This is a genomic window from Vibrio sp. V15_P4S5T153, assembly GCF_963874485.1.
Lineage (GTDB): Bacteria > Pseudomonadota > Gammaproteobacteria > Enterobacterales > Vibrionaceae > Vibrio > Vibrio anguillarum.
Map to the genome: position 1 here is coordinate 1462418 of NZ_CAWNHR010000011.1, position 12685 is coordinate 1475102.

At 44.2% G+C, this 12685-nt stretch carries 9 protein-coding genes and 1 tRNA gene; 5 read left to right on the forward strand and 5 right to left on the reverse strand.

Translation table 11 applies throughout. The annotated features are described in order from the left end of the window. Nucleotides 1–507 carry a Fe3+-citrate ABC transporter substrate-binding protein gene (locus AACT42_RS08640; RefSeq protein WP_094132444.1) on the forward strand — a complete coding sequence of 169 codons (507 nt, stop codon included), beginning with the start codon at nucleotides 1–3 and terminating at the stop codon, nucleotides 505–507. Between the two features lie 104 nt (nucleotides 508–611). On the opposite strand, the gene AACT42_RS08645 is transcribed toward AACT42_RS08640, so the two are convergent. After that, nucleotides 612–1598: an OmpA family protein gene (locus AACT42_RS08645; RefSeq protein WP_176429080.1), complete on the reverse strand. Its 987-nt coding sequence runs from the start codon at nucleotides 1596–1598 to the stop codon at nucleotides 612–614. 260 nt (nucleotides 1599–1858) lie between these two features. Continuing rightward, entirely contained in the window at nucleotides 1859–3286 is a 1428-nt protein-coding gene (gene gltX / locus AACT42_RS08650; RefSeq protein ID WP_094132448.1) for a glutamate--tRNA ligase, read from the reverse strand. A gap of 238 nt (nucleotides 3287–3524) precedes the next feature. Here gltX and AACT42_RS08655 point away from each other — a divergent pair, with 238 nt between their 5' ends. Further along, nucleotides 3525–6050: a heavy metal translocating P-type ATPase gene (locus tag AACT42_RS08655; protein WP_176429081.1), complete on the forward strand. Its 2526-nt coding sequence runs from the start codon at nucleotides 3525–3527 to the stop codon at nucleotides 6048–6050. 13 nt (nucleotides 6051–6063) lie between these two features. Next, nucleotides 6064–6513 carry a DUF411 domain-containing protein gene (locus AACT42_RS08660; RefSeq protein WP_081245276.1) on the forward strand — a complete coding sequence of 150 codons (450 nt, stop codon included), beginning with the start codon at nucleotides 6064–6066 and terminating at the stop codon, nucleotides 6511–6513. Between the two features lie 65 nt (nucleotides 6514–6578). Here the strand turns inward: AACT42_RS08660 and AACT42_RS08665 are convergent, their stop codons facing one another. Then, on the reverse strand, nucleotides 6579–9230 hold the full coding sequence (locus tag AACT42_RS08665; protein ID WP_094132451.1) for a beta-N-acetylhexosaminidase: 2652 nt from the start codon (nucleotides 9228–9230) through the stop codon (nucleotides 6579–6581). Nucleotides 9231–9949: 719 nt separating this feature from the next. Continuing rightward, nucleotides 9950–10026: transfer RNA gene (locus tag AACT42_RS08670), tRNA-Pro, on the reverse strand. 275 nt (nucleotides 10027–10301) lie between these two features. Here AACT42_RS08670 and AACT42_RS08675 point away from each other — a divergent pair. Beyond that, entirely contained in the window at nucleotides 10302–10442 is a 141-nt protein-coding gene (locus AACT42_RS08675; protein WP_010319399.1) for a DUF3149 domain-containing protein, read from the forward strand. A 391-nt stretch (nucleotides 10443–10833) separates the two neighbouring features. Beyond that, on the forward strand, nucleotides 10834–11811 hold the full coding sequence (gene rluF, locus AACT42_RS08680; protein ID WP_094132453.1) for a 23S rRNA pseudouridine(2604) synthase RluF: 978 nt from the start codon (nucleotides 10834–10836) through the stop codon (nucleotides 11809–11811). 138 nt (nucleotides 11812–11949) lie between these two features. On the opposite strand, the gene upp is transcribed toward rluF, so the two are convergent. Next, entirely contained in the window at nucleotides 11950–12576 is a 627-nt protein-coding gene (gene upp / locus AACT42_RS08685) for a uracil phosphoribosyltransferase (protein ID WP_026027908.1), read from the reverse strand. Between the last annotated feature and the right edge of the window lie 109 nt (nucleotides 12577–12685).

Sequence of the window (12685 nt, forward strand, 5' to 3'; positions counted from 1 at the left end):
ATGAAAAAGAGTAATCTAATCACGAATACTGGTCACCGCTTTATCTCTAAAGCAAAGACCGCCTATAAAATTCATATCCATACGCCGGACGATACGGTGTTGCACCGTTCTGTCGGCTACATACGTATTGGTGAGAAAAAGGGGCTTAAAAAGGCGATAAAGCTGCGTAATGAATTAGGTTCAGAGATGTGGGGCAAACATTGGCGTCGTCTGCTCAAAGATCCCTATTTGATGACTCGTCTACCACACAGTTTAGAACCTAAAATCATATACAAACCCAGACCAACGCTCGATAACCCGGAAGCTCGGGATCCTTGTTATATCGCGGCTTGGAGACACTATGATGAAAAAGGTAACTGTATATTTCAAAGCGTCGTTTGTTCGATCAACAAGCATGGCAAGCTTGCCGCTTATACCAAGACGAAAAAGGCGCTATTAGAGGCTTATAAAGAAGACTTGGATATTCTTCTCTACATGGGCCGATTGAATAGTATTGATTTGAAATAACGTGAAGTGATACCGGAGCGGTTAGAGGCTCAAATCCATTGTTTTACAAGAAGAAAGCCCGCGTTTTTCACGGGCTTTCTCTATTTTCTCATACTTAAGCGTTATTATTTCACTTCATAATCAAAGCTTGGAATAACGATATCAACACGACGATTTTGCTTTCGACCTTCGACTGTATCGTTCGATGCGATTGGGCTATTTTCCCCTTCACCTTTTACGGTAAGACGGTTCGCATCCACACCTTTAGCAATCACAACATCAGCAACAACTTGTGCGCGTTTTTCTGATAGTTTCTGGTTGTAAGCCGCAGCGCCAGTTGAGTCAGTATGACCAATAATTTCAGCATCAGCTTGTGGGTAAGCTTGCAAATATTTCACTAGTTTATCGAGCTGGTTAGTACTCTCTGCTGTTAGCTTAGTGCTGTTATGGGCAAAGCTACTGCTGTCCAAACGTTGAAATGGCACATGCTTAACAACTGTTTCAGGTTCTTGGGGAATAACGACAGGCTCAACCACTGGCAGTGCAACTTCTTCAACAAACACCTCTTGCACGATGACTGGCGCAGGTTCTGCTTTACTTCCACCAAATTTATACGAAACACCTAAGGTAGCCGAGTTACCTGCCGCTCGGACAAGATCGTTATTAATATCGGTGAGGCTTTGATATTCCAAACGTAAAGTGACGTTATTATCGGTGTTGAACTCAATACCAGCGGCACCTAAATATGAGTAATCATCTTTATTGCCATAGTCAACATAAGCACCGCCGACTTTAGCATATAAGGCAATGGCATCAGTCAAAGGAAGGCTGACTTTCGGTGCGAGTGTAATGGCCGTTACTTTTTCATCATTCAGCCCCGCACCACTAAATTTGCCCAAGTAATCGTAACCGGCCTCTAATGAAAGCCAATTAAACGCTTGGTAACCAAGGTAAGCACCGACGGTAGAAGATTCATCTTCACACACATCTCCAGCACGACAAGCGTCATCAAGCCAAGATTTACCAACTTTAGCACCTACGTATACTTCAGCCATTGCGGCAGAAGATGCAAAAACAAGCGCCATTGAAACTGCTGCTGCTAACTTTTTCATACTTTTTCCTTTCCTATTTATCGTTATCATAATGCGGTTGCGGTACCCAAAAAACGGTTTACTTTTCGCCTACACACATACCTACATAACTCGGAACCACTATACTGTATGTAAAGAAAGCTTAAATAGCGCATTAGTTTATTCTCTGTCATCGTTTTGTGAAATATTGTCAGTGCTCTACACCAAAGGATTTAACAAAGCCGATATAAAGAAAAACCGCAGCATAAGCTGCGGTTCAAAGCGTTGTTCGTATGATTGACTTATTGAGCGTTCGCTTCACGCTCAGCAATAAAGGCTAATGCCATATTGATACGAGCAATGACACGCTCTTTGCCGATCAGTTGCATAACAGCATCAACCGATGGCGATTGACCACCGCCAGTGACAGCAACGCGCAGCGGCATGCCTATTTTACCCATACCGATTTCAAGCTCTTCACACACTTGAGCGATGACAGCGTGCAGGTTTTCCGTTGTCCAGTCACTCAATGCTTCTAATTTGCTTAAAGCAAGTGCTAGCGGCTCTTTCGCCACACCGCGTAAGTGTTTTTTCGCCGCATCAGCATCAAACTCAGCAAAATCTTCAAAGAAGTAACGAGATTGAGCAGCAAGTTCAACCAAGGTATTGCAGCGTTCACCAACCAGTTTAACGATCTCAGCTAATGCTGGGCCGTTGTCTTTATTGATGCCTTGTTGCTCAAAGTGCCATTCAAGGTGTTTTGCGACATATTCAGGCTCTGATGTTTTGATGTAGTGATTGTTCAGCCACAACAACTTATCAGTATTAAATGCAGATGCCGATTTGCTAATAGCATTTAAACTGAAGAACTGAATCATCTCTTCACGCGAGAAAATTTCTTGGTCGCCATGAGACCAACCTAGACGAACTAAATAGTTATTCAGTGCTTCAGGCAGATAACCTTCATCGCGATACTGCATCACAGAAACAGCGCCATGACGTTTAGATAGCTTCGCGCCGTCGTCACCTAAGATCATTGCGCAGTGCGCAAACACAGGTACAGGAGCACCTAACGCTTCGTAAATGTTGATTTGACGAGGTGTGTTGTTGATGTGATCTTCGCCACGAACGACATGAGTAATCCCCATATCCCAGTCATCCACCACCACACAGAAGTTATAGGTGGGTGAGCCATCGGTACGGCGAATGATCAGATCATCCATCTGGCTGTTGGAGATTTCGATACGGCCGCGGATCTGGTCGTCAAAAATTACGCTGCCTTCTTTAGGATTACGGAAACGGATAACACACGGATCCCCTTCTTTTGCGGCGTCGTTAACCGCTTTGATTTTTGGGTGATCAGCATCGTAGCGCGGCATCTCTTTGTTCGCTTCTTGCTCGGCACGAACTTCATCTAACAGCTCTTTAGAGGCGTAACATTTGTAGGCTTTATCTTCAACAAGCAGCTTATCGACAACTTCGTTATAACGATCAAAATGTTTAGTTTGGAAATATGGGCCTTCATCCCAATTCAAACCTAGCCAAGTCATACCTTCAAGAATCGCGTCTACGGCTTCTTGCGTCGAGCGCTCTAGGTCGGTGTCTTCAATACGCAAAACAAACTCACCACCTTGGCTTTTTGCATAAAGCCAAGAGTAAAGTGCAGTACGCGCACCACCAACGTGAAGATAGCCTGTCGGGCTAGGAGCAAAACGAGTTTTAACCGTCATTTGATTTCCTTAGGGATAAAAAGACAGCGGAGAACATGTCCACTGCAAGTACCAGGATAAAAAGTGGCGACATTTTACCACTGACGGCTAAATCTACAATCCTCGATTGCCTTTCGTTTTTCTGCACTCAAGAATAACGCTTAAAACTCGCTTAACTTTCCTTTAGTGGAACTTGACCTTGCCCTAAAGGTAAGGTTTATGCTTCTAGCTATTGAGTTGGTTTACGGGGAATTTATCAATGAAACGCTTTCAATTGCCTTTATCAGGGCTGAAATGCATGGGTTGCGCGAAGAAACTTGAGCAGCATCTCAAGCAAGAATTTGAGGTACAAATCCACCAACTGTCACCCACATTCATCGAACTGAGCACTTCGGCCTCTTTAAGTGAACTCATCGCCGCTATCGAATCCTTAGGCTATCAAGCCTTGCTCAGCACGAACAGCGATCCTCTGCCCTCATCGCAACCCACAACCTTGGTTAGCGACACACAGCCACTCGCACCAGAGACAGAAGTCTCAACAACGGGTTTGGTTAGTACCCACTTACTGATTCAAGGAATGACTTGCGCAAGCTGTGTTTCTTCGGTGGAAAAAGCACTTCTAAGCGTTAACGGAGTACAAAAAGCGCAAATCAATTTAGCGGAACAAAGCGCCTTAGTGCTCTCGCAAGCAGATATCGCTAACCTTGAACTGCAATTGCTCAATGCCATTACTCATGCAGGCTACCGTGCAGAGCGAGTCGATGACCCAGCCCAACAACAAGAAAAACAAAAACAGCAATCACTTGATTTACAGAAGCAGCATAAAACCAATGCACAACTAGGTTTAATGATGGGTATCCCGTTAATGCTTTGGGGCCTTCTTGGTGGCAGCATGATGATTGTGACCACTCAGCAACAAATATACTGGGGCGTTATCGGCATTGTGTGCTTAGCCCTATTAGCCACCGCTGGCCGCCACTTTTTTAGCCATGCTTGGCTTGCGTTAACTCATAAGCGCGCCACCATGGATAGCTTAGTCGCCCTAGGAACCGGAGCAGCTTGGGCCTATTCAATGTTGGTAGTGATTTACCCAACTTGGTTTCCCGTCGCCTCGCGTCATGTTTACTTTGAAGCCAGCGCGATGATTATCGGTTTGATTTCACTGGGCCACTACATTGAGGCGAAAGCCAAAGCGAAGACAACTCAATCCTTGCAAGCCTTAATTAACTTGCAGCCACAACAAGCAACACGCATCACGGCGCAAGGCGATCAACAGATTGCGGTTGAATTAGTACAACTTGGTATGCAACTGCGCATAAAACCGGGAGAAAAAGTGCCGATAGACGGCAAAGTCCTCAGCGGTGAATCTTATGTTGATGAATCCATGCTCACTGGCGAGCCGATCCCCGTCCTAAAAGTGGCAGGCGATGCCATTGCGGCAGGTACCATCAATCATGATGGCAGCTTAGTCATCGAAGCCACCGGCGTAGGGGCGCAAACCATGCTCTCGCGCATCATCCACATGGTGCGTCAGGCGCAAAGCAGTAAACCAGCCATCGCCAAACTGGCAGATCAGATATCCGCTATTTTTGTACCGACAGTGGTTATGATTGCCCTGTTTTCCGCTCTGATTTGGTACTTTGTAGGCCCTGAACCTAAGGCCAGTTATATGCTAGTGGTTGCGACAACAGTATTGATCATTGCCTGCCCTTGTGCCTTGGGTCTAGCTACTCCACTCTCGGTTACAGTAGGAGTTGGCAAAGCCGCTGAAATGGGTATTTTGATCAGAGATGCCAATGTATTGCAATCGGCAAGCAAAATCACCACTGTAGTATTTGATAAGACAGGTACGCTCACTCAAGGCAAGCCAACCGTTCAGAACTTAGTCACGTGGGGAATTGAAGATAGCAAATTGTTAACCCTTGTTTACGCTTTGGAACTGCGCTCTGAACATCCTCTTGGCAAGGCTATCTGCCATTATGCGCAACCGCTGGTATCAACCAGCGCCGAAGTCGAGCAATTTACCAACCTAAGAGGCAAAGGGCTAATGGCAAATATTGGCGGTGATTCCGTCGTCGTTGCCTCTTTATCGCACCTTGAGTCACTGGACGTTCCTCTTACTCAAGCACAAACGACCATTGAACACTACGCAGAACAAGCTTGGACACCGGTCGCGGTTGCCATTAACGGTGAACTCAAAGGTCTCATCGCAATTGCTGATCCAATCAAACCTAACGCTGCACAAGCTATCAGCACACTGAACAAAATGAACATTCGTACCGTGATGCTAACCGGAGATAACCAAAGCGTGGCCACTGCAATAGCCAAACAGCTAGGCATACAGCAAGTGATTGCTCAAGTACTTCCGGATCAAAAAGCACAAAAAATCGTGCAGTTACAAGAGAAAGGCCAAATCGTCGCCATGGTCGGTGATGGTATTAATGATGCGCCAGCCCTTGCGCAAGCCGATATTGGTATCGCAATGGGCAGTGGCAGTGATGTCGCAATAGAGAGTGCGCAAATGACATTGCTCAACTCCTCACCGCTTGCCGTAGTCAATGCTATCGCTCTTTCTAAAGCGACGGTAAAAAACATGAAGCAGAACCTATTGGGCGCGTTTATTTATAACACCTTCGGCATTCCCATTGCCGCTGGTGTGCTTTATCCCGCTTTTGGCTTTTTACTTAGCCCTGTAGTTGCAGGAGCGGCAATGGCTTTGTCCTCAATCACAGTCGTGAGCAACGCTAACCGCTTGCGTCTATTTAAATCCCCTTTTCACTCTTAGAGGTTAGATAAAAATGAAAATGATCACAGCCGCTATGCTTAGCACCTTGTCTCTTATGAGCTACTCCGCATTCGCCACGGTGACCGAGATGACCAATTACAAATCCCCTTATTGTGGCTGCTGTACTGAGTGGTCCACTCACATGCAACAAGCAGGATTTAAGGTTAACGAGCAATTGCAAGAAGATATGACGGCGATAAAACAACAATTGGGCATTACACCCAAGCTCGCCTCTTGCCATACAGCCGTTATCGACGGCTATGTTTTCGAAGGTCACATTCCAGCCACAGACATTCAAGCCTTTCTCGCTAATCCACCGAAAAATGCCAAAGGGTTAGCCGTGCCCGGCATGCCAATCGGTTCTCCAGGTATGGAATCTGGTGATAAGAAAGAAGCCTATTCGGTTTTTGCTTTTAACGAGCAAGGTCAGGTGTTTGAGTTTGCTCACCACGAAGGTAATTGATTTTATGTAATAAAGCCTCCGACAGATGCGGAGGCTTTCATTGGGGTGCCTTGATATGGCTACAGTTATTTAACGCTAGTTACTCGGCTGACTCGCTCGCCTGAAGCAGAGATAGAACGGATCCAGACCTCACCGGACACCTTCGGTTGTTCGATGCTCGAGTAAGTAAGCCATTGTTGACCATCTAATGAGTATTGCAGCTCAACACCTGGGAATGACGAATTCATCGACAATTTACCCGCTTCAATCTTAGCTCCGGGAATTGGCAGGCGATAATCAATGCCAGCTTTTTCCAGTTTCGCCAGCTCACGTTGCCCAACAATATTAGCAAAACGAGTCCAATCTTGATTCAGTGCAGACTTATTGACTAAGTTGGTTTGCTGAGAATATTCAACCCCTACTTTATAGTCGTTTTCCCACTCCGCTTTATGCCAAGCACGTTCAGCGGCAGCCAACACTCGAGGGAAAACCATATATTCATACTGCTCATCATTACGAACCGTTTCTGACCACAATTGAGCTGACAAGCCGTAGAATGGTTTCGACGTCACCTCTCCTTTACCGACAAAACCATTACCATCACGATCTAATGAAGTTTCAGCGTTTTGCGGCATATTTTCCGGTGCAAAACCAAACATTTTGCGCGTATCGGTCGCACGGGTGGCCCAGTAATAACCGCGCTCTTTAGGATCCGCCTCATAAGGCATATCCATGTAGACATAATCAGGGTTAGAAACAATTACGTCGTAACCTTGTTTTGCCCATTCATAAACAGAGCTTGTACCGCCCCAATAGAGGACATCCCAAAAGTTCACACGTGTATTGCGCGTGGCAAAAGCGGATTCTCCCTCGCTGTATTTCAAGCCATCTTGCCATGCTTGGAAATTCTCAATCCCTTTATCGGCGACAATTTCCGATACTTGCTCAGCAAAATAACTCGGTAAATGAGCAAAGTCACTTACTACTCCTTGGCTGACTAATGCTTGGCACTGTGGCGATTTCGCAAATGGTTTATCTTGTTGTGAAAGATCTAAGTTACCTTTCCAACTGACTTTTTCCGTCGCATTAATATCTTGGAAACCCGCGCCCAATTTGATGTTTTTCGCCTCATCGCCACCAAAATGCCAAGTCGATAAAGGCATGCCCGCCTCAATGTGCATCAAGGCCACTTCAGTGATCACCTTGTCCACAAAACGTTTAGACGAGTCTAAACAAGGGTTAATAAAACTCTGCTTATCATAAAACTGAACCGTCGTAACATTGGAGCTGTCTTGAGGATCCATCAAGCGATACTGGCTAGCCTGTTCGGTTTTCCCCTCTTGGCTCAAACGATCAAAACGAGCCTCCATTGAAACAACCGCAGAGCGAGCATGGGCTGGCATATCAATTTCAGGAATCACTTCAATATTGCGCGCTTTAGCGTGTTTGAGGATTTCAATGTAATCGGCTCGACTAAAATAACCTGAGCCAAAGTTATCAGAATTTGGACCGGAGCCAAGCTGTGGCAGCAAGCAGTTTTTCTCATCTAAATCAAAGCAGCGCTGCCCACCAATGTCGGTCAATTCAGGTAAGCCCGGAATTTCTAAACGCCAACCTTCATCATCGGTCAAATGAAGATGTAATTTATTCATCTTATAAGCCGCCATTTGATCTAACGTGGTCAAAATCGCTTGCTTAGAATGGAAGTTACGTGCGACATCCACCATCACACCACGGTAATCAAAACGTGGAGCATCTTCGATGTGGATCACTGGCAGCGCTGTGACATTCTGGCTATCCACTAAACTCAAAATAGATTGAACGGCGTAGAAAGCTCCCGCCTCATCAAATGCACGAATAGAGATAGCATTCGGTGCAATCTCCAACTCATAAGCACCCGATGTCGCCATCTGGTCAGAAAATTCGCTCGGTGTAATCGCAACACCAACCGCCAACTCTCCATCAAGCTTCAGCCCAATCGTTTTAGCACGCGCCTGCAATGCTGAAAACTGATCCGTCGCAAAGTCCTTCACATCAAGCTTAAGGCCGCGAGTAATGTCAACAACACCTTGACCAAGCGTTGTTTTTAGAGGCGTTGGTAACAGAGCCGTTGATACATCTTGCAGTGATACATCGCTATTTCTCTCAAATCGGTTGATGGCCGTGGCAAACACATTATTATCGCTGGTGGTGCGTTTGATATTGTCGCCCTCAAGCCCACGCACAAATGACGACGTATCCTCTGTGTTAAGAGATACAATAAGTTTAGGCTCTGTATTGGGCGCCGCAACGAATACACGCGGCATAAAGTCCGTTTCAAACAACTGCCAATACTCAGAGACCAGAGGCAAAACAACCTCTTCGCCCGCAGCAAAACCATCAAATTTATCAGTAGGTTCAAGTTTGTGTAAATCACCCGTTAAACGGGTAATTTTGAATTGATCATTTTCAACATCCAGAATCAGTCGAATGCTGTGGAAATAGATAGCCCACTGCTTTGAATTCACAGCTTCACCTTGGTTAACCAAGGTCATGTTCACTTTATTACACGATGCCCATTCTGCTTCGAGAGCCTGACATGCCAATCCTTCATCTGCCCCGTGATTGGTTAATACGGTGTAATGAATATCCAAATTTTCCGCCAGCGCATCGACTACTTTCTGCTCTGGTGATTGCAACAAAGAGCAACCTGATAATGTGGCGATAACCGAAACAGCAATCAAACTAGGTTTCAACATTTGACTCACCCTACCTTTAAAATAAAAACCCAATATCCTGTTAAAAGGACTCAAAACAGCAACAAGCATAAAGGCTTGTGACCTAAGGCATTCACCATACAAGGAGTTATTTCTAAGCGTAAAATAATTAGCTACACGAAGTGATCCAGTTCAAATCCTCTAAAATACAATCAAAACAAAACCATTTAAAATCAATAAGTTAAAATTGACGTCAAAACCGTAATTTATTATTTGACGAGTTTAACTTGAGAAAGATCACATAAAAATGCATAACAAAAATGAATTTATGAATAGAGATCACTACTCACTACAAGGCGAGAAGTCCATTAAAGGGATTTGACAGGTTAAATCGTGATATAGGTCATAAATTGTAATGACTCATCAAACGTCAAAATGCGCTAAAGTGACGTTTTTTACACATCCTAATGCTATTTATTATCGTGGAATATTGACTGCTATTTTCAATAGTTGAATTTGCTCGGAGAAGGGTGAACAGTGAAAGAGCCTGATAGAGAAAGAGGAAAAGGAAAACCCTTTCTCTTTGGTAATGAAAATGATCACATCCAGATGCAACAAAGCCCCGCATTACTGCGAGGCCTTTAATGTGATCGGTGAAGAACCAGATAGTGAAAGAGGCGAACCCCCCTTTCTATTTGGTAACGAAAACTTACCGTTTCCAAATGTAACAAAGCCCCGCATTACTGCGAGGCTTTTAAATATGGTCGGTGAAGAGGGATTCGAACCCCCGACCCTCTGGTCCCAAACCAGATGCGCTACCAAGCTGCGCTATTCACCGAAATTTTTGCTCTGCACTTAGCGAGCAGTTCCGAGCTTTTTGCCTAGAACGGATGCGTATATTACTCATCTAAAACTAAGACGCAAGCCTTTAATCTTATTTCCATCAAATAACAAACTCATTGGCTAAATCACCATCAAATACACATAAAAACGTGACTAATTACACACCAATAGAAACATCAAGTTAACCTATGCAACATAATTGATCCAGATCAGTGTCAGCAAACAGAGCAAACTTTAACTTGGCTGTGTCTTCGAAACTTTGGAGGAAACATGGACTTTTGGCTTGATCTCCTATTTGGTAATGCTGTGGGACTATCTTCAATGATAGTAATCTTTGGTGCTTTTGGTCTTATGCTGTTTTATGGCGGTTTCTTCATTTATAAAGTGATGAATGACAAATCTCCTCACTAGATCGCTTAGCACCTATTGAAAAATAGTGTGACGCTATGCACCGGGGTCGATTATCTGTCTGCTCCGGTTTTTTATCGCGTTAATAACTCTATCTTCTTGATGAATGGCATCATTCGGCTACTCAAGATCGGTTCGATAAGAACACCTGTCTCAAAATAGTTTCCATTTTCTCATACAAATAAAAGCATTCCCTCTTCGCATAAATAAAGGCGTCAATGCCGTCTATATCTTGTTGAGGAAAAGTGATGGGGAAAGGCTGGAAACCATGAGTGTCATTAAAAACGCCTTGGTTAATTAATATTAACTGCTAAAATATTGCAACGTTACTAGGCAACACTCAGAGTGTTGCTTTATTTTTATTCACCGCCGTTGGGAAACGTAAGAGCAACCTATGTCACAACAAGCTACCATCCGTTTAAACAAATACATCAGTGAAACTGGTTTCTGTTCTCGTCGAGAGGCCGATAAGTTAATTGAACAAGGCCGAGTAACCATCAATGGACTATTGCCGGAAATGGGCACTAAAGTCACGCCGAACGATGAGGTGTGTATTGATGGTAATCCATTAAAATCAAAAGAAAAACCGATATACATTGCCCTTAACAAACCGACTGGAATCACCTGCACAACAGAGCGCGATATTCCAGGTAACATTGTTGATTTTATTGGCCACCACAAACGTATTTTCCCGATAGGTCGATTAGATAAACCATCAGATGGACTGATCTTTCTGACTAACGATGGTGACATAGTCAATAAGATATTACGTGCTGGTAATAACCATGAAAAAGAGTACGTCGTCCGAGTAGATAGACCCATCACCGACGAATTTCTACATAAGATGGCCTCTGGTGTGGAAATTCTTGATACGGTGACACTGCCTTGCAAAGTAACCCAAGAAACGAAGTTCTCCTTTAGAATTGTGTTAACACAAGGGTTAAACCGTCAAATTCGTCGTATGTGTGAGGCCTTAGGTTACGAAGTGTTTAAACTACGCCGAGTTCGTATTATGAACATCAGCCTAGACGGTATCCCGAATGGTGAATGGCGTTATTTAAGCGACGAGGAAGTCGCTGAAATATTAGCAATGTGTGAGAGTTCTTGCGGTACGGAAGGCGCGTCCAAGCTTGATGTGACGGGTAAGCGTATTCGCAAAGCTACCGATGCAAAACTGTTTGATAGTCGTGAGCAAAATCAAACCTCGACGGCACGCAGAAATCAAAAGCCAAAAACGTTCCAAGGACGCAATGCCGATGAGTTTCGCCATGCTCCAAATACAAAAAGAGCACCGCGCCGACCCACAAATTCATCACAAGGTGCGCCAGCTAATAGCCACAGAAAAAGCAGTACGTTAAGTCTTAAAAAATAATCATCGAACAATGCGTTAATTCTGTTGAGCAATAAAATGACCGTAATGACGCATCACTGAAACAACTATAAAAAACCGAAGCAACTATAAAAAAGGAGAAACTTTCGTTTCTCCTTTAAGACAGCATAAAATTAACGCTTATTTCGTACCAAAAATCTTATCACCAGCATCGCCAAGACCAGGAACGATATAACCTTTATCATTCAATTTCTCATCAATTGCCGCCGTATAGAGCTCAACATCAGGGTGCGCTTTTTCTAACGCCGCGATGCCTTCAGGCGCTGCAACTAAAACGAGAATTTTAAATTGGTTACAGCCGCGCTCCTTGAGCAAATCGATCGTCGCAATCATGGAACCGCCAGTTGCCAGCATTGGGTCAACCACAAGCGCAATTCGCTCCTCAATATTAGAAGCGAGTTTGTTGAAATAAGGGACAGGCTCAAGCGTTTCTTCATCACGATAGATGCCAACAACACTAATCCGCGCACTTGGAATGTGCTCCAAAACGCCGTCCATCATGCCAAGACCAGCACGCAAAATAGGTACTACCGTTACTTTTTTACCTTTGACTTGATCAATTTCAACTGGGCCATTCCAGCCTTCAATCGTCACTTTTTCTGTTTCAAAGTCTGAGGTTGCTTCATAAGTTAGTAGGCTACCCACTTCTGTAGCTAACTCACGAAAACGCTTAGTGCTGATATCCCCTTCCCTCATTAACCCAAGTTTATGCTTAACTAGAGGGTGTTTAACTTCAACAACTTTCATTTTCATCTCCGACGACATTTAAACAAACCTTCGAATTGTACACACTTTTTATGCTAATTTCAGTGCCAATTATAAACAAAAAAACTGACGCAAACGTTTTCCTTTTTGT